At 64.3% G+C, this 17,925-nt stretch carries 20 protein-coding genes; 4 read left to right on the top strand and 16 right to left on the bottom strand.

All coding sequences use genetic code 11. The annotated features are described in order from the left end of the window. Positions 1 to 5 precede the first annotated feature (5 nt). The 16 genes from ccsB to ACXZ1E_RS11235 form a co-directional block, all read right to left on the bottom strand. Positions 6 to 1,040: a c-type cytochrome biogenesis protein CcsB gene (gene ccsB, locus ACXZ1E_RS11160; RefSeq protein ID WP_458040568.1), complete on the bottom strand. Its 1,035-nt coding sequence runs from the start codon at positions 1,038 to 1,040 to the stop codon at positions 6 to 8. A 250-nt stretch (positions 1,041 to 1,290) separates the two neighbouring features. After that, a complete protein-coding gene (locus ACXZ1E_RS11165; protein ID WP_458040569.1) occupies positions 1,291 to 2,229 on the bottom strand; it encodes a cytochrome c oxidase assembly protein in 939 nt (312 codons plus the stop codon). Beyond that, positions 2,226 to 3,905 carry a cytochrome c biogenesis protein ResB gene (gene resB, locus ACXZ1E_RS11170; RefSeq protein ID WP_458040570.1) on the bottom strand — a complete coding sequence of 560 codons (1,680 nt, stop codon included), beginning with the start codon at positions 3,903 to 3,905 and terminating at the stop codon, positions 2,226 to 2,228. Before resB ends, ACXZ1E_RS11165 begins: the two co-directional genes overlap by 4 nt. Next, positions 3,886 to 4,638 carry a cytochrome c biogenesis CcdA family protein gene (locus ACXZ1E_RS11175; protein WP_458351948.1) on the bottom strand — a complete coding sequence of 251 codons (753 nt, stop codon included), beginning with the start codon at positions 4,636 to 4,638 and terminating at the stop codon, positions 3,886 to 3,888. Before ACXZ1E_RS11175 ends, resB begins: the two co-directional genes overlap by 20 nt. Positions 4,639 to 4,649: 11 nt before the next feature. Beyond that, positions 4,650 to 5,255, bottom strand: coding sequence for a TlpA family protein disulfide reductase (locus ACXZ1E_RS11180; RefSeq protein WP_458040572.1), 606 nt, complete (start codon positions 5,253 to 5,255; stop codon positions 4,650 to 4,652). Beyond that, on the bottom strand, positions 5,252 to 5,587 hold the full coding sequence (locus ACXZ1E_RS11185; protein WP_458040573.1) for a DUF6804 family protein: 336 nt from the start codon (positions 5,585 to 5,587) through the stop codon (positions 5,252 to 5,254). The genes ACXZ1E_RS11180 and ACXZ1E_RS11185 overlap by 4 nt, the downstream gene beginning before the upstream one ends. Then, positions 5,584 to 6,120 carry a signal peptidase II gene (locus ACXZ1E_RS11190; RefSeq protein WP_458040574.1) on the bottom strand — a complete coding sequence of 179 codons (537 nt, stop codon included), beginning with the start codon at positions 6,118 to 6,120 and terminating at the stop codon, positions 5,584 to 5,586. Before ACXZ1E_RS11190 ends, ACXZ1E_RS11185 begins: the two co-directional genes overlap by 4 nt. Beyond that, the gene (locus ACXZ1E_RS11195) at positions 6,110 to 6,784 is read right to left on the bottom strand and encodes a copper resistance protein CopC (RefSeq protein WP_458040575.1); all 675 of its coding nucleotides are present in this window, start codon (positions 6,782 to 6,784) and stop codon (positions 6,110 to 6,112) included. The genes ACXZ1E_RS11190 and ACXZ1E_RS11195 overlap by 11 nt, the downstream gene beginning before the upstream one ends. Then, on the bottom strand, positions 6,777 to 7,688 hold the full coding sequence (locus tag ACXZ1E_RS11200; protein WP_458040576.1) for a cation diffusion facilitator family transporter: 912 nt from the start codon (positions 7,686 to 7,688) through the stop codon (positions 6,777 to 6,779). The genes ACXZ1E_RS11195 and ACXZ1E_RS11200 overlap by 8 nt, the downstream gene beginning before the upstream one ends. Before the next feature lie 29 nt (positions 7,689 to 7,717). Beyond that, positions 7,718 to 8,380, bottom strand: a complete 663-nt coding sequence (locus tag ACXZ1E_RS11205; RefSeq protein WP_458040577.1) for a DsbA family protein — start codon at positions 8,378 to 8,380, stop codon at positions 7,718 to 7,720. A 100-nt stretch (positions 8,381 to 8,480) separates the two neighbouring features. Then, positions 8,481 to 8,921, bottom strand: coding sequence for a hypothetical protein (locus ACXZ1E_RS11210; protein WP_458040578.1), 441 nt, complete (start codon positions 8,919 to 8,921; stop codon positions 8,481 to 8,483). 61 nt (positions 8,922 to 8,982) lie between these two features. After that, the gene (locus ACXZ1E_RS11215) at positions 8,983 to 9,888 is read right to left on the bottom strand and encodes a WD40/YVTN/BNR-like repeat-containing protein (protein WP_458040579.1); all 906 of its coding nucleotides are present in this window, start codon (positions 9,886 to 9,888) and stop codon (positions 8,983 to 8,985) included. A 90-nt stretch (positions 9,889 to 9,978) separates the two neighbouring features. Beyond that, positions 9,979 to 10,584: a DUF305 domain-containing protein gene (locus tag ACXZ1E_RS11220; RefSeq protein WP_458040580.1), complete on the bottom strand. Its 606-nt coding sequence runs from the start codon at positions 10,582 to 10,584 to the stop codon at positions 9,979 to 9,981. Between the two features lie 75 nt (positions 10,585 to 10,659). Beyond that, entirely contained in the window at positions 10,660 to 11,100 is a 441-nt protein-coding gene (locus ACXZ1E_RS11225; protein ID WP_458040581.1) for a DUF6153 family protein, read from the bottom strand. 105 nt (positions 11,101 to 11,205) lie between these two features. Then, positions 11,206 to 12,597 (bottom strand): M23 family metallopeptidase, encoded by a 1,392-nt coding sequence (locus ACXZ1E_RS11230; RefSeq protein WP_458040582.1) that lies wholly within the window; start codon positions 12,595 to 12,597, stop codon positions 11,206 to 11,208. 807 nt (positions 12,598 to 13,404) lie between these two features. Beyond that, positions 13,405 to 13,674 carry a hypothetical protein gene (locus ACXZ1E_RS11235; RefSeq protein WP_458040583.1) on the bottom strand — a complete coding sequence of 90 codons (270 nt, stop codon included), beginning with the start codon at positions 13,672 to 13,674 and terminating at the stop codon, positions 13,405 to 13,407. Here ACXZ1E_RS11235 and ACXZ1E_RS11240 point away from each other — a divergent pair. From ACXZ1E_RS11240 to ACXZ1E_RS11255, 4 genes are all read left to right on the top strand, one after another. Then, positions 13,661 to 14,257, top strand: a complete 597-nt coding sequence (locus tag ACXZ1E_RS11240) for a M23 family metallopeptidase (RefSeq protein ID WP_458040584.1) — start codon at positions 13,661 to 13,663, stop codon at positions 14,255 to 14,257. The genes ACXZ1E_RS11235 and ACXZ1E_RS11240 overlap by 14 nt on opposite strands. Continuing rightward, entirely contained in the window at positions 14,254 to 15,240 is a 987-nt protein-coding gene (lgt, locus tag ACXZ1E_RS11245) for a prolipoprotein diacylglyceryl transferase (RefSeq protein ID WP_458040585.1), read from the top strand. Before ACXZ1E_RS11240 ends, lgt begins: the two co-directional genes overlap by 4 nt. Then, entirely contained in the window at positions 15,237 to 16,829 is a 1,593-nt protein-coding gene (gene lnt / locus ACXZ1E_RS11250; RefSeq protein ID WP_458040586.1) for an apolipoprotein N-acyltransferase, read from the top strand. The genes lgt and lnt overlap by 4 nt, the downstream gene beginning before the upstream one ends. Before the next feature lie 671 nt (positions 16,830 to 17,500). Next, positions 17,501 to 17,752, top strand: a complete 252-nt coding sequence (locus ACXZ1E_RS11255) for a hypothetical protein (protein ID WP_458040587.1) — start codon at positions 17,501 to 17,503, stop codon at positions 17,750 to 17,752. Positions 17,753 to 17,925: the final 173 nt, after the last annotated feature.

The raw sequence follows: 17,925 nt of genomic DNA on the forward strand, positions 1-17,925 counted from the left end.
GCCGATCAGCTGAGGCCGGAGTATGAATGCAGGCCTTTGAAGAAGATGTTGACGATGGTGAAGTTGAACAGCACGGTCGCGAACCCGATGATGGACAGCCAGGCGGAACGCGTGCCGCGCCATCCGCGGGTCGCTCGGGCGTGGATGTAGCCGGCGTAGAGCACCCAGATGACGAACGTCCATACCTCTTTGGTGTCGAAGCCCCAGTAGCGTCCCCACGAGTCGTTCGCCCAGATTGCGCCGGCGATGAGCGTGAAGGTCCAGAACATGAAACCGACAATCGCGAAGCGGTAGGAGAGCGATTCCAGGGCGTCGGAACCGGGGAGCGTGCGCAGAAGTCCAGGGCGGCGAATGTCGGCATCTGATACCGCCGAGGCTCGCGTCTCGCGGCGCGCTTGCAGCAGCTGAACAATTGATATCCCGCATGCGATCGCGAAGAGTGCCGTGGCAAGGGACGCGACGAACACGTGGATCACCAGCCAGATGCTCTTCAGGGGATCCATCAGCGGGACGACCTCCACGTAGAAAGCGACCGTCGCCCCACCGAGAAGAAGCACGACTATTCCGATGAGGAATGCACCAAGGAAGCGGAGGTCATACCACCGGAGGACGATGAGGAATACCGCCACGATCAACAACGTCCCGGTGAGAGCGAATTCGTACATGTTCGCCCAGGGAACCCGCTCGGCCGCGATTCCACGCAACACGGTGCCTACCGCGTGGAACAGAAACCCGAGGAAGGTGAGCGCTGTGCCGATGCGAGCCCACAGCAGCCGGGGCCGCAGTCTCGGCGGCACCCGCAGGTCATCGATGGCTCCTTGTTCGGCGGCGGCAGTATCGGCGGCGCTGTGCCGGGGGACGTTGGCGCCTGCCGCAACGAGCACGGGGACATGTTCGCGCAGAGACACCGAGTCGGTGCGAGAGGCGCGCAGGGCCAGGTCAATGGTGAAGGCGATGAAGGCTAGTGCGTAGGTGGCTATTGCCGTCCACACCAGCAACAAGGAGATCCCATCGAGGGATAGAGGCTCTGTTCCGGACATGGGATTGTTCCTATCGGTAGGTGCGAGGTCGGTTACGGAGACGGCGAGTGAGTCCAAACAGGATCAGCCCGGCTCGGGCCCTGGTCAGGAGGAGCGCGTTGAGCCCGGCGCCGACGACCGACGCCGGCGTGAGGCCGGTTCGGACCGCCGACATCGGAACCGCCGTCCACAGTGGCAGCCCCGCACCGATGCTGGCCCGCGCGGCTGCCGTCGGCGCGTCGGGTGAGGCGAAGGTGAGCGAAAGCATTCGTCAGGTGCCTTTCTCGCGGAGGGTTTCGAGGTAGGCGTTGTACGCGTCCAGATCGGGGTCGCCGTGTGCGTCGGCATACCGGGCAGCCGCCGCACCGCGTGTGGTGTCGTCGCGGTACCAGCGATGCATGACGAACAGGAGCATCAGCAGGGTGGGTGCTTCTCCGTACGACCAGGCCAGCCCGCCCGCGATTCTCTGATCTTCGAGGGGGTCGACGCCCAGGGCGAGGCTGGACGCGGCGAAGGTGTTGATGAGGAGGCTTCCCGAGATCATCAGGAATACCCCGAAGAAGGCGTGCAGCGCGGCTTCCGCGAAGACGTCGAGGGCTCGTCCCGCGTGATTGAGGCGCACGGGCAGCGGGTCCGCCGAGAGTACCGGGATGGTGAACAGGATCCCCGCGATGAGAAAGCCGACCTCGAGGCCGAGATGACCGCCGGGCAACGCGAGGATGAGGTCGGCGAAGTCGGCCAGGTAGAGGCCGTAGAACGCGAAGAGATACAGGGGTAGCGCGACCCAGGGGCTGAGAAGCCACCGCGCGAATCGGCTGCGTAGCCCCGCATGCGCGATCTGAAGGACCGACCGACCGACGCCATCGTGGGGGGTGGACCGCAAGAGGAGTGTGCCCGGTGAGCCGAGGACCAGCAGCGGCGGGATCGCCATCATGAGCGTGAGTTGCTGGAACATGAACACGGAGAACAGCGCGTATCCGTAGGCCTCGACGCCGAGCCCGGTGATGGCGGCGAGGCTGGCGCATCCGAGCAGGAAGCTCACGGTTCGCCAGATCGGCCAGCGCCGCCCCCGTACCCACATCCGGATAACCCCCAGAAGGTAGGCGGCGGCAAGAATCGCCGCGACAAGCGGCAGCAGCGGGAACGGTAGCGGGACAGGGGAAAGGAACCCCATCAACGTGGGCGGTACGTCCGGGATCCAGTCCGTCATGGGCGTGTGGCTGCGTTCGGCAGGTCGGAATAGGCGGTGGCGTGTCGAGATGCGAAGTCGGTGACGGCGCGGGAGAGAGCCGGGTCCTCTCCCCGCGCGAGACCGGCGTAGTCGACGTGAACCCCGTCCGGCGTGAGGTGAGCTTTGACCCAGAGGCGTCGGCGCGGGACGAACAGTCCGGCGAATAGGCCCAGGAGGGCGAGGATCGAGAACACGAGTACCCAGACGCCGCTGGGGTCGCTCTGAATCTGGAGGGACGCGAACCGTTTCACGGGCTCGCCGACCTGTTCCGTGTCGTCCTCCCAGGTGACGGTGCCCCACCCGTTGGGGAGATCGGCGGTGGCTCCGGGGGTGAGTTCGAGGGAGTCCAGGCCGGAGTCGCCCCCGGTGAGTTGGGTCAGACTGCCGACGTCGAGGGTGTACACCGACCGGGGTGTGCCGTCGTCGATGCCGAGATCGCCGCTGAACACATTGAGGGTGAGGACCGGGTTTACCACGTCGGGGTAGATCGAGGTGAACGCGCCTGAGGGCAGCACGCCCTGTGTGGGGTAGAAGAAGCCGACGAGGCCGACCTGCTCCGGCAGCCCGTCCGGAATCTTGATGATCCCCAGAGAGGTCATTGCTGTGTCCTGTGGGAGGAAGGGCTGGGACTCGCTGTAGACCAGCTCGCCGTCGGGGTTGCGGATGGAGAGGGTGGGTGCGTAACCGTTGCCGAGGAGGAAGACCCGATCCCCATCGACCGTGATCGGGTAGTTGACGAGCACGCTTTCGGTGTTCTCCTCGTCTCCGGGTGTGCGGACGGTGACGTCTGCGGAGAAGTCCCCCGCCTGTCCGGCCCCGGGCGTGCCGGGCAGGCGGTACGAGACCTGGAAATCGTCGAGGGTGAGCGAGTACGGAGCGAGTCCGGTCCCGTCTACGAACCGACCGGGATTGAAGGACGAGTAGTCGCTGAGCGCGTTGACGAACGTGGTTCCTTCCACCACGACCCGCTGGCCGGTATAGGCGAATCCGGTGCCTATGGCGACCGAGGTGAGCACACCGACCAGGGCGAGGTGAAACAGCAGGTTGCCGGTCTCACGCAGGTAGCCACGCTCGGCCGACACCGACGCCCCACCGGCGCCGTCGTAACGGTGCACGCGATAGCCGGCGCGACGCAACTGACGCTCTGCAAGGTCGATCGCGAACCCCGCGGCGTCCGGGCTTCGCTCGACGATAGGCAGGATCGCTTCCTGGTAGGCGGGGAGTCGAGACAGTCGCGCAGGGGTGCGGGGCGGCTGGGAACGCAGCGCGGTGTAGTGGTGCTTCGCGCGCGGGATCACGCAGCCGATGAGGGAGGCGAATAGCAGAAGATAGATCGCGGAGAACCACGGCGACGAGTACACATCGAACAGGCTGATTGCGTCGGCGAGGGGGAAGACGTCGGGGTTGTTGCGCTCCCACTGGATGACGCCATTCGGGTCGGCGCTACGCTGCGGAAACAGCGAACCCGGGACGGCGGCGATTGCGAGGAACAGCAGCAGCACGAGGGCGGTCCGCATGCTGGTCAGCTGTCGCCACGCCCATCGCAGCCACCCGACGATCCCGAGAGCGGGACTGGCGATCTCGTCGCGGTCGGTGTCGGCGTGATCGGCTGGGCGCAGCGGATCGACCGCGGTGTTAGAGCGGGACGGGGACATTGATCACCACCTGTTGCAGCGCCGACATCAGCACGGTCCAGAGCCCGGTCACCATCAGCAGCCCCAGCACGACCAGCAGGGCCCCACCGACGATGTTGAGGACGCGGATGTGGCGGCGGAGGATCGACACGGAGCGTGAGGCCCATCCCCAGCCGAGCGCGAGCAGCAGGAAGGGGATGCCGAGCCCCAGTGAGTAGGCAAGTCCGAGGAGCCCCGCGCGGGCAGGATCGCCAAGGTTCCACGACATCGACAGGATCGCTGCCAGTGTGGGGCCGATACAGGGCGTCCACCCGACACCCAGTGCGAATCCGAGGAGAGGAGCACCGATCAAGCTGGCCCGGCCTTGGATGCGGGGCCTCAGGGTGCGTTGTGCGATGCCGAAGAAGCCAATGAACACCAGCCCGAGCGCGATCACCACCACGCCGAAGATGCGGGTCAGGACGTTCGTGTACTGCAGCAGCAGGTAACCGAACGTACCGCCCAGAATCGTCACACTCACGAACACCACCGTGAACCCCGCGATGAACAACCCCACGCCCACCAGCAGGCGGGCACGCTCCGCGGTGGCCGTCCGCGCATTCGCGTCAGCGGATGCACCGCTCTCTGCCGAGGTGCCACCGAGGTATCCCAGGTAGCCCGGCACGAGCGGCAGCACGCATGGCGAGACGAACGAGACAAGACCGGCGAGAACGGCGATGGGTATCGCCACCCACAGGGCACCATCGAAGACCACCTGACCAGGATTCACGACGAGTCCTCTGCCAGAGCGCCGTCAACGAGGGTGGACAGGATGGACGCGCTCGCCAGCTGCCCGATGATCCGGGCGGCCACGCGTCCGTCACGATCCAAGACGAGCGTCGTCGGGGTGGCCTGAATGGGAGTGAGCTGCGCGAACGCGAGCTTGACCCGCCCGTCATTGACATCGATCACGCTCGGGTACGTGACGTTGTTGTCTTGCGCGAAGGACAGCGCCGTAGCGGGCTGATCGTAGGTGTTCACTCCGAGAAAAGCGACGCCCCGTTCCTGATAGTCCTGCGAAACCTCCTCGAGAAACGGCGCCTCGACGATGCACGGCCCGCACGCGGCATACCAGAAGTTCACCACCAGCACACCACCCCGGTAGTCGTCGCTAGACACCGTCTCGCCCGTCTCGGTGACCCCGTCGAACACCACCGGATCGCCGCGGTCGGGCTCCGGGATCTCTACGACCTGAAAGTCGCCGGAGATGTATCCTTTCTCGCTCCCGTTCCGGTACTGCTCTGCGAGAGCATCATTTGCGGCGCATCCCGAGAGCACGATGCCGAAGGCGAGCAGCGCGGCGGTCCATCCGATTCGCTTGTGCGGACTCATGCGCGCGGCACCTTGATGAGCACGCCTGCGACGAGGAACACAACCGCCGCGACGAGTTGGGCGCTCGCCCAAACGGGGCCCGTGAATGGCAACGGGAACACAGGATTCCAGATCACGGCGATAGCGAGGAATGTGGGTGTCCACCACCACTGGCGCGCCTGGATCGAGAACCATCCCACGATGGCAGCCATGATGGCGGTCACGAACAACACCAGGGTGAACCAGTCGTTCCCCATGAGGACGGGAGCGACGAAGAGAACAGCCGCAGCGACCAGCCCGGGGGCGAACGCGTTCCGCTGGAAACGGGCTGCGACACGCGTCTTCTCACTCATGCGGTCACCGTCGCCTCGGGCTCGTTAGCAGCTCGATCCGCGGCAGGGACTTCGCGGGTTCGCTGAGAGCGACTCAATAGGGCGAGGGCGAGCACGATTGCACCGGCGCCGAGGGCAATATCGGCGAGATTGCCGATGAAGAGGTTCCCGTACGCGAGAAAGTCAGTCACCTGACCGCGCGCGAAACCGGGGGGTGAGAACAGTCGGTCGATCAAATTTCCGAGCGCGCCCCCGAGAATCAGCCCGATGCCCACCGCCCACCCGGCGCTGCGAGCATGCGTTGCGGTGACGACGAGGAACACCGTGGCGATCACGCCAAGCAGCGTGAGCAACCAGGTTGCTGAGGATCCGAGGGAGAGGATCGCCCCGGGGTTAAACGCCAGTTGCAACCCGAGCAGGTCACCCAGGATGGGTATCCGCTCCGTTTCGCTCAGCCCGGCGATGACGGCCGCTTTCGTTACCTGATCCACCAACACGACTACTGCGGCGACGACGAATGCCATCGCGAACAGTCGCACCCGGTCACTTCTCATGGGACGCGTCCTCACTCGTGGACTCGGCACCCTGCTGAGCCCGCCGGTCGACCGCTTCCTCGCTGCGGAGTCGACGTTCGCGGGTGACCTTGAATACCACGATCAATCCTACTCCAAGGATGATGACCCCGGTGAGTACGGCGAGGATCGGCAGGAGTGCTGCACCCCCGAACGGTGCGTTGCTGCCGGTGGTACTGCTTGTCACGGCCATGGTTATGGACGGTTCGGGCGTCTGGTCTGTCGCGCTCGCGCCGGGGTTGCTCGTGTCGGCTTGGTTGGGTTCGACCGTGTAGGTGTACTCGCCGCTGATCGGGTGCCCGTCGCCGGAAACGACCCGCCACAGAACGGTAAAGGCGCCATCCGGTGGGTTGGGTGCCAGGTGTTGCGTGATCGCGGTGCCACTGACAATCGGGGCGTCGGTAGCGATGTTCTCGCCGCCGGCGGAGGTCACCTCGATGACCGCTGACTGCATGTCAGAGATGAGCTCGCCGCTGAAAGACAAGGTGATCTCATCCGGCGAGACGGCGACGGTTGAGTCTGACTCCGGGAACGAGCCCAGCAGATCGTCGTGGGCCTGTGCTGGGCTCGCGACTGTGAGTGTGATGCCAGTCCCGAGAAGGACTGTCGCGATGACAGAAAAGAGGTAGCGGCGGGTTTTACGCATGGGCGGTGTGCTCTCCGGGGTGTGATTGCGGTTCGATCTGGAAGGTGGAGTGCTCGATGCTGACCGGGAAGTGCTCGGCGACGCACTCCTGCAGGTCCTGCAGCATCCGTGCGGACTGCTCCGGGGTCAGGGTGTCGTCGACGACGACGTGCGCGGTCAGGGTGGGAAGGTCGGTCGAGACCTGGGAGGCATGGAGGTCGTGCACGGAAACGACATGCGGAAGCCCGAGGATGTGTCGACGCACCTCGCCGAGATCGAGGTCGGGCGGAGTGGATTCCAGCAGCACGCTGCCGGAGGCGCGCAGCAGGATGACCGTGCGGGGGATGATCAGCAGGGCGATCAGGATGCCCGCGATCGCGTCAGACCGGTACCAGCCGAGAGTGGCTATCAGGATGGCGCTGGCGATAACGGCGACCGAGCCGAGGGCGTCGTTGACGACCTCGAGGAACGCGGCGCGCATGTTCAGGTTCTGTTTGCGGCCGCTCATCAGCACCAGCAGCGACGCGACGTTGGCGGCGAGCCCGACGATGCCGAAGAACAGCAGGCTGCCCGACGCGATCTCGGGCGGCTCGAACAATCGGCGGATGCCCTCGACGAGAGCAAAGATCCCCACACCCAGGAGCAGTGCGGCTTGGGCGAGCGCGCTGAGCACTTCGGCGCGCCGCAGCCCCCAGGTGTGCCGATCGGACGGGGGGCGGTTCATGAGGCTGGCGGCGGTAACCGCCATTGCGAGGCCGATCACGTCGGTGAGCATGTGCCCGGCGTCGACCAACAGCGCGAGGCTGCCGGTGATGATCGATCCGATTACTTCGATCACGAACACCGACAGGGTGATCGAGAATGCGATGAGCAACCTCTTGCGCGGGGTTGTCTCCCCGGTGTCGTGGCTGTGTCCTGCGCCCACGGTTCGCTCCCTTCAGCAGCGGCGGATGGTCATGAGGCTCCGGTTACCGCTTGCGCGATCGCGTCTTCGAGGTCGTTCCACTGCTGAAGTTCCAGAAGTTCCCCGTCCACGAAGAACGTCGGGGTGCTGCTGACGCCGAGCGCGCGGCCCTCCTCGAAGTCCGACTGCACCCGAGCCAGCGTCGCGGGGTCTGCGACTGTGGCGTCGTAAGCAGCGAGGTCGAGCCCCAGTTCCTCCGCAAAGCCCCGGAACACGTCGGCGCGAGACTCCTGCGCTTCCCCCCACTCGGTTTGAGTTTCGAACAGCCGTTTGTACATCTCCTCGAACTTGCCCTGTTGCGCGGCCGCTTCCGCCGCGAGCGCGGCGTTCGTGGAGTTGGTGTGCCCGGGCAGCGGGAAGTAGCGGATGACGTCGGTGATCTCGCCGTCGAACTGTTCCCGCAGGTCTTCCACGATCGGGTAGAACGCGCCACACGCTTCACACTCGAAGTCCAGGAACTCCACGACAACGACCGCGCCCTCACCTCCGTCGTCTACGACATGCGAGTCGGGTTGCACCACCGAGCCAAGCCCGGCGTCGCCCGTAGGGGACGAGGGCTCGTTCTGGTTCACGAGGGCATAAATGATTCCGGCAAGCACCAGAACGACAGCGACAGCGATGGCGATCAATGTCGCCTTCACGGGGGTTTTCACGAAGCAAACTCCACACACTCAACACACGCACGGCATAGAAGCGGATGCCTCCGGCGGACGGCCGGAGCGAGGCGCCCTCAGAAAGACGGCGCAGCGAGTATCAGGTTCGAGAAATGCTCAATTGTGTAAGTGAAAGAGCAACTTTGCGCGGCAGGGGCGGTGCAGGGAGGAGCACGCGTGTCATCGCGAGCGCTGCGCTGGCGTAAGTTGGCCGCCCCCGCGAATGGAACCAGTTGGTCACCATCAGCACGAGAAGAAGCCCGCACAGCACCACAAATGCGCACACCGCTATTCCCAACAGTGAGTCGGTGCCCAAGTATGTGCTGCCGATGGTCTGGACGGCCGGGGCGGGCGCTTCGACGTGTGAATCGATCAGCTCGACGCTGAGAGGAACCGGCGCACCAGCTTCCGGCTCGGAGCGAGTCGACGCCCACGCACCGAGAATAAGAAAAAATGCGAGCGTCGCACTCGTAATGATCTTTGTTATCAACATGCGCTCGGACAACATTCTCGACGGTCGGGAGGGCACCGGAGCGATCATGTCACCCTTACGTTATCAACGTTTATTGGTGTGCCGACGGTGCCCCGGCTTAGATGCGTATTCACGACGCGATCAGGGTCACCCATGACACGCCGAAATCCTCCGACGCGAGCACTCCTCGGTCATCGGCCACGAGAAGCACTCCGAACTCGTCCAGATAGCTGAACGCCTGCGCCGTACCCGAGAGAGTGCCTCCGGAAACCCATTCCGCAGAAGGTCCGTCCTGGTAGCGAACCGTGCCGGCGAGGTCGACTCCGACGAGGCCCCCTTCGTTCCGGGCAGCGATGACATACATCACGGGCGCCCGGGGATCGGTGGCGAAGCTCTCGCCGCGGTCAGAACTCACCGCTAGCCCCGCTTCCGTTGTCGCGTATAGCGTGCCTCCGCTGCCGGGGGACACGACAATGTCGCGGGCCTGCACGGTGGGAAGGTCGACCCACGTCTGGCCGCCGTCGTCGCTGCGGCGCAGCGCCTCCCCCTGCAGTCCGTATATGGTTTTGGATTCCTCCGACACGGCACTCAGATCGTGAAAATCCGCTACCCCTGCAAGGGACACGCTCCGCCAGGTGAGGGCGCCGTCGTCCGATTGAACTAAACCCACGTTCGGACTGCCGAATCCCTCCGGTGTCGTGGGCCCAGGGTGCCCGGAGGCGTAGAGAGTGTCGGCTGTCGAGGTGATGCCCATTGCATCGAATTCCCACCCTCCGACAAGCTTTGTCAACTCACTATTTCCATCTACGGAGGCGAGACCATAAATGCCGGCGTGGGTGGCGATCAAGATGCCGTCGCCGCCGGGATTGCCGACTATGCCATGGACGTGTTGGAGCGCCGTGAGGTCTTCCGGTGTTGTTGCGTCGGGTGAGTTGCTGCAGCCGACGAGCGTCAGCGTGGCGACGACGACTGTGACAGCGTGGCGAAGATGTTGAGTGCGGCCTCGCTGAGAGCGATGTTTAGGCGTGCGAGTCATGAGCGCTTTCTGGCGAAGAGAGGTGGGCGAGGGGTCGCCCGTTTCACGGCGACCCCTCGCAGATGGCAGATGGTTACGGGCGCGAAGCGCCTAGAGCTGCGTGAGCAGCTGCTCCATCTCCGCAATCTCCGCTGTTTGGTCGTCGATGATCTTCTGGGCCAGTTCCACGGCGTCCGGGTTCTGCCCGTCCGTCAACTCCGCTTGCGCCATCTCGATTGCTCCCTTGTGGTGCACGATCATCTGCTCGAGGAACAGCGAAGATGCCTCCGGTCCCGACGCACCTTCGAGAGCGGTCATATCCTCTTCCGACATCATCCCGCCCATGCTGTCCATGGAGCCCATAGAACCCATCGTCTCCCGGCCCCAAGACGCAAGCCAGTCGTTCATGGTGTCGATCTCGGGCTGTTGCGCGGCCTTGATGCGTTCGGCGAGGGAGACGACCTCAGGCGCGACGTCGCTTTTCGCGAGGAGAACGTCGGACATTTCGATCGCCTGCTGGTGGTGCATGATCATCTCCATCGCAAAGGTAGCGTCGGCGTCGTTGAAATCGACATCCGTAGCCTCCGCGGACATGCCTGTCGATGGGTCGTTGCCATTCATGCCCTCCATGCCCTCCATACTCGTGCCGGTGCAGCCGGCGAGAAAGAGTGCTGTGGCAAGTGTTCCTGCGGCGAGCAGGGTGGATCGAGTGCGCATTTCTTATCCTCAAGTTCAGTTTTGGTGTGGGTGAAGCCGCGCTCAGCGCGGGACTGCGTTGTGGCAGCTACCCGTTCACGTTCGACTGATGGAGAGGACGTTCAGGTCAGGAGGCGCGGGCGGCGCAATGTCTTCAACCCGGTGCTTGATCTCGGGAGCGACGAGGTGCCGCGGGAGCACGCTCATGGCCTTGGGGCGAACGCCGACGAGAAGAGCACCGACCATCAGGGCCACCACGCACATGAGCATCGTCATCATGTCGCCTGACGGGCACGCTGGCGCGCAGTCTTCTGCGGTTTCTTCGTGATCTGTTGGCGCGGGATTGTCGTGCGGCAGAGATTCCGAGGCAGCAGCGTGTGCCTGGGTAGCGGGCATCGAGTGGTCGGCGATTTCGCCCATCCCATGCATGGACAGCAGTCCGACGATCATGAGGGCGACGCCTATGATCGCGAGAAGAAGGGCTCGGACATACCCGACACGGCGAGTGAGGGCGACGCGCAGACGCATCACGCTCATGTGCGAAACCTTTCCCCGGATCCGATTATCGGCGGTAATACCGCCACGGGGTATCGTACATTCGATTTCTGATGAGTTGGCGGGTGTCGGCGCCTGGCTGCCAAGTCAGATAGAGATGCCGCGCTCGCTCATGAACGGTTCGGGGTTTATTCGTTGCCCGTTCCGCCACACTTCGAAGTGCAGGTGGCAACCCCGCGACAGTCCGGATTTCCCTTCCCGCGCAACCAGCTGGCCCGCCGCGACCTGTTGCCCGTAGCCCACCAGAATCCCGCCCTGCTGAAGGTGCGAGTAGGCCGTCAAGATGCCACCGCCATGATCGATGCGGACGTGCTGGCCGAACGCTCCGTATGTTCCGGCGTATGCAACACGACCCGCACTCGCCGCAAAAACGCCAGCCCCGCAGCCCGTCGCCATGTCAGTGCCGTAGTGATATCCGGTGCAATAACCGTTCTCGCAAATTGTCGCGCGCGCTCCGTAACGTGACGTCGGTCGCCCGCCGGACGGTCGCGCCCAACCCGACTGCCCGATCTGTCCGCCCCCGCCCCCGCCCCCGCCCCCGCCTCCGCCTCCGCCAGCCGCAGCCGCAGCCGCTGCCGCGGCTGCGCGCCGTGCCTCTTCCTCCGCGCGGCGTCTCGCTTCCTCCTCCGCGCGGCGTCGAGCTTCCACGCCGGCTTGGTAGTCCGCCACGGTTCGTGCAGTGGAATCCTGAAGTGCCGCGAGCTGAGCCTCCAGGACGACCAAGTTGGTGGACTGTTCGTCCAAAGCCTGCTGAGCGGCGTTGGCTGCGGCCTGCGACTCTTCCATTCGCTGCGAAGCGAGCTGCTTGAGTCGATCGCGTTCGTCTCGCGCGACCGCGGCTTGATCGCTGAGCGACTGTGCCGCCCCGCGCGCGAGGCTGGCATCGGCGAACGCATCGCGGTTTCGCTGCAGAAGCTTGTCAGCCCTGCCCAACCTGCTCAGTAGCTGGTCGGCGTCACCGGCATCGGAAAAGAACAATCGCAACGACGTGTCGTCGCCACCCGATCGATACATTTCCGCTGCAACGCGGCCCGCCCTTTCCGAAGCAGTCGCTGCGACAGCGGCCTGGGCATCGGCCTGGGACTGGAAATCATCCGCCCGCGCGACCGCAGCAAAGTACTCCTCCTCCGCGAGGAAGAATTCTTGAGACGCTTCCTCTGCTGCTGCCTGCGTCCGTGTGACGTTGGCGTTTAGTGTTGCGATGAACCCTTGAATGCGCGAAATTTCGGTGGCTTTCGCGGCTTCGTTGGCACGGGCGCGCTGCACATCGTCCCAGGTGGGGTACGCCGCAGCGAAGGCCGGAGCGGCCACCCCAAGCGATGCCGCGGCGAGCAGCCCGAGCGCTCCAATGCGTACGAAGCCGCGCCGTCCCAACGTGTGCCTGACGCGCGCATCGTCGAGATGACGGAGTTCTTCCGCGGATGGCGCACACCCGCAGTCCACGGTGGGAAGCGCCACCGGCGGGAGGGAGCGGGACATTCGACTTCTCCTAGGGCGGGGCGATGGGACACGGGAAACGTTCGCTACCCTTACACCGATCGTCGAGCGCACGTGTTCGGACACGCCGAATAGGTGCAGTCGGCACCTAACGGGGTGTGGTTCACAGGAAAGTCTCGGACGGAGATCTTGTACGCTGGCCGAAGGTCATCACGATCATGTAACGAGCCCGGCGGCAGGAAGGCGCGAGTGAACATTCTTCGCGACGGCACACGCACGCAAGGCGCGACGCTCTGGCTTGTCACTCTCGTGTCGCTCTTCGTGCTCCCCCTTCTGGCGATGCATGCAGGGGGCGAGAGTGAGCACCGCATCGCAGGATCGTCGGAGGTTTCCCTTTCGCAGAGCATTGTGGACAACCCGATATTGCCCTCCGCATCGGGCAGTTCGTCTTCCGTTGCTGAACCCTGCGATTCGAATTGCTCATCCAACATGGGTGACCTGCTCGCGTGCATGGTTGTTGCGGTCTGCGCATTTGTTGCTGCATTAGGTCTCGGGCTCGCTCGGGCCTCGCGCCGATTCTGGCTGTCGACACGTCTGGTTCCCCCTTCAGGGGCGGGTTACCGTGCAGGGGTGATCCTTCCCAGCGGACCCGATCTTCACGTCCTCTCGATCAGTCGGACCTGAGCACACCCGTTTCACCACGGTGCTCGTTGCGCCCACACCGCGTTTCTTTCGGCGCTGGGACGGCGTGAGCCAAGACCGGTCTGCCTCATGATCCGCGACCGCGTCACGAGTGATCCGCCACATGGATTTTCTCGCTCTTCTTCCGCGCCGGTGCGCGCGACATAGTCACCTTCCGGAATGCTCAATGCTCTCATCCTCAGACCCGTCCATGCCCGCTACCTCACCGACCCGCCGAAGCATCAGGGAGAGCGAAAAGGAGCGGCGGAGATTGCCGCCATCGGCGCCACCCAACTCTGCGCTCGCCGTGATGCGTCGTTCGTCGTTCCGGCGACAGATTGTGTCGGCGACCGCGATGTCGTCCGCGATGGCTCTAGCGTTAAGTTTCGCTCTTCCCGCCAGCGGCGCCTCATTCCCGGCATCGGTGTCGAGCGACACGGCGGAAGCACGTGGCTCCGCCGGTGAGGCCCAATCGCTCGACCTCGACATCCAGGTGACAGGCGCGCCCCTCGACCGAGGAACGTACGTCAGCGCGAGCGCGATCACGACCGGCGTGTATGCGCAGACAGCATCCACATTCGTCAACTACAGCGGCGCGATCCAGTGGCCGTTTCTGACCGGAGTTCCTATCAGCAGCGGGTTCGGATGGCGCGCATCACCGTGCCCCGGTTGCCCGCAAGATCACAACGGGATCGATATGAACCCGGGCGCCGGTTCGGCGATCCAAGCGGTCGCCGATGGCGTCGTACGGGAAGCGTCGTCCAGCGACAGCAGCCAGTGGGGGGTGTACGCGATCATCGACCACGTCGTCGACGGTGAGAAAATCAGTAGCCTGTACGCACACATGGCAGTCGGGACGCTGGCTCTCCGGCCCGGTGATTCGGTCAGTGTCGGTGACCTCGTCGGCAAAGTCGGCGATACCGGCCTGAGCGGAGGCCCCCACCTCCACCTCGGTATAATGCGTGCCGACGGTACCTACATCGACCCCTACGCGTGGCTTTCGGCAAAGGTGAAGCCGTGAACGCCGGCGGGCTGATGTTCACGGCGGGCATTCCCAGCCCCTCCATCAGTTCTATCGATCTCGGCGTCTTCGAACTTCGCTTCTATGCGCTCTTCATCATTCTGGGGATTGCTATCGCCACGTGGCTGGCTTCTCGGCGCCTCGAACGGCGAGGTGGCGCCCGCGGCGTTGTCGTCGACATCGCGCTGTGGGCAGTTCCTTTCGGAATCGCCGGTGGACGCGCCTATCATGTGATCACCCATCCCAACGACTATTTTTACCCGGGCGCTGATCTGTGGCGCGTGCTCTATGTCTGGGAGGGGGGACTCGCCATCTTCGGTGCCGTCCTCGTCGGGGGCGCTGCCGCGATGATCGGATGCCGCATCGCGGGAATCCGGTTCCTGTCCTTCGCCGACGCACTCGCGCCGGCCATGCTCATCGCGCAAGCAGTGGGTCGGCTGGGGAACTACTTCAATCAAGAGCTCTACGGCCTTCCAACCACTCTTCCGTGGGGGCTTCAAATCGACCCGCAGAGCGCCGCTTTCCCGGAGGGTTTGCCGCCGGGCACGCTCTTTCACCCGCTCTTTCTGTACGAGATGTTGTGGAATCTCGCAGGCGCCGCGACAATCCTTCTTCTGGAGCGTCGCTATGACCTGAGGTGGGGCAGGGCGCTCGGCGTCTACCTGCTCATCTACGGCACGGGCAGGGCATGGTTGGAATCCATTCGTATCGACCCCACCGAACTCGAAATCTGGGGCGTCAAGATAAACGTGCTCACAGCGCTCGTCGTCGCGATTGCCGGCGTGGTTCTCGTCGTTGTCCAAGCGGCCCGGCACCCGGAGCCCGAACCAAGCGTTTACCGACAGGGCCGCTCCCCGAAAACCGCTTCAAGCGACCAGGAGAGCGGCCACACTCTCGAGAGTGAGAGGCAATCCCACCGCTCAACCTTCGTAGCGTCCGCCTCCGACCCCCGCGTGGCGGGCGATAACCCCCCAGGACCGTGACCATCCCGGTCCCGCTCGAGGCGGTTCGCCCCCGCCACGCGAAGTTGGCGCGGCGACGGGCGCCCCGATATGCCTTCCTGAGGACTCTGGCTCTCGGCGCACTGGGGGGTTCTCTCACGACGCTCGCGTTCCCTCCCGTCGGGTCTTGGCCCTTCGCGCTCGTGGGTGTGGCGCTGCAGGTCTGTGTTCTGACAGCACCTCGGATGACCCATGCGCTGGCGGGAGCCGCGGCGGGAGCGGCATGTTTCTGGGGCATTCATATTGTCTGGTTGACGACCTATCTCGGTCCCGCACCCTGGGCAGCACTCGTCGCGTTGCAGGTGCTCATGTCGGTGGGCGCCGCCGCAATCATGATCTCCGGGTGGAGGACGATTGAGGAGTGGATTCCGGGAGACGTCACCCGGATGGTGGTGGTTCCCGTGCTGGTGGGAGCGGCATGGGTCGGACGCGATTTCGTTACCGGGAACTGGCCGTATGGTGGCTTCGCCTGGGGTCGAATCGCCTACAGCCAGGTGGACGGCCCATTGCGCGACCTACTGCCGTGGGTCGGGGTTGCCGGAACCACTTTCGCCGTTGTCATAATGAGCACGATGGCCGTGCAGGTCGCGCGTTCGCGCAGATTGGGGTCCGCGTCCGCTCCACTCGTACTTCTCGTCGTTCTTTTAGCCGTTCCCTCTTTCTCCTTCAATGAGACGGGAAGTATGCGGCTCGGTGCAGCGCAGGGCAACTCGGATGCCGGCATCTTCAACGCCAGCGCGCCGGGAAGGATTTTTGTCGATCATATGCGTGCGACGCAACCGCTCTACGGCGAAGATCTCGATCTTCTGATTTGGCCTGAGAATTCGGTTGATGTTGACGTCGCGCGAACCGCCGAGGTTCAAGCCTCACTCGACGGCATCGCCGATCGGGTGAGCGCGCCTATCCTTTTCGGCACGCTGACGGTGGACGACGGTCAGGTGTTCAACAGCGCACTGGTCTGGCGCGCGGGCGAGGGAGTAGTCGAACAATATGACAAGAGGTACCCGGTCCCCTTCGCCGAATACCTTCCGGACCGCGCAGTTTGGTCAAGTCTCCTGCCGTTTGTTCCGTCGCTGATTCCTGTCGATATGACCCCCGGCACGACAGGCGCCACCGTCCGGGTGAACGGCGTCCCGATCGGTCTGGCACTCTGCTTCGACATTGTCTCCGATCAGCTCGTCCGGGAAACCATCGCGGAGGGGGCCGAGATTCTGATCGTCCCGTCCAACAATGCTGACTTCGGTGATTCGGCTCAGGGTGCGCAGCAGCTCGCCATCGCACGCGTCCGCGCCATGGAGACGGCTCGATCCGTGGTGAACGCGTCCACCGTGGGATCATCCGCGATCATCGGGCCCGACGGCGCCGAGATCGCCACGATGGCACCATTCACAAGTTCCGCCATGGTCGCCGAGGCGCCGCTATCCGACTCGGTCACCCCAGCGATGGCGGTAGCACCATGGTTCGACCGGATCGGCGTGGGCGTCCTCGTTGTCCTATGCGCGGCGGGTGCGGTGGCTGGATTCTCGTCCAAATCATCCCGCCTGAGCACGATTCCGCTGAGGCACGGATGATTCGTGACTCGCTAGCACGATGCCTGCGGCGATTGGAAGGTGCCGTGGACTTGACGCACATACGCAGTGGCGAGGCCGGGCGTCGGGGCAGGCGCCCAGCCTCCGCTCCTTTCCTGATTCTGCTGGCGGTGTCCCTGATCGTCGGTCTCGTCGCAATACACGCGCTTGCCTCAGAGGGTTCCGTCGACGCATCGAGTCCGCTGGTCGTTTCGGCGGAGCACCCAGGGCCAGCAGGCGGGGTCGATGCCGCGGCATGTTCTGGTGTGTGTAGCGAAGCGATGATGTCGTCTTCCGGAAACCTGTGGATGGCGATACTCGCGTGCGGGATGATTCTGCTCAAACCGATCTGGCGCCGATTCCGTAGTGCTTTCCCGATCGGAATGCGTCGACGGCCGGTGAATGCGCCTGAACGTGCAGTCTGGCATGAACCGCCAGCGGCGCGGCCTGACTTGATCTCGCTAGGCATTCAGCGGACATGAATCCCGCGCACGACCCGTGCGTTGCGGAGGTCATGACGCGCTGTCACCGCGTTCCGACTGCACGTCTGGCATCATCGCCTCGCTGCGTCTTCGACCACCCGCTGTTCGTGTCGGGACATTGATCGCCGACGTGCAGCACTTGTCGTCGCAGCACGTTCGTGCTGCACACGCCCACACAAGCAAGGATCACTTATGGACACGCCGCGTAGAGAGCCCACCCAAGAAGAACTCCAGAAGCGTTACCGCCGCCGCCGGATATACCTTCGCACAGGCCAAATCATCATGATTGTGGGAGCAGCGGTCGGCATCACTCACTGGCTCGCGCATTTGGAAGCTTTCGGGCCGGCTCAACCGGAAGGCTGGGTCGACCTCGCCGCAGGGTATCCCGCCGCCGCGCTGCTCGTGATTCTCGGGGCGGTGGTGGCCAGCCGCAGGGCGTCCTGACGGCTCGGGCGCCGGCTCATTCTCTTTGCACTTGAGAGGGTCCGCTTCATGACTACGGGGGCCTTCCGCCGATCTCGCCTCGCTGTATTTCCGCACGATGTTGGAGTGCGTTGGACGCATCCGTGGTCGGCTCAGTCGTCGGAAGGCTCACCCGAGCGAAAAGCCGTTCGTCG

The organism is Pacificispira sp. HM-600 (assembly GCF_977993705.1).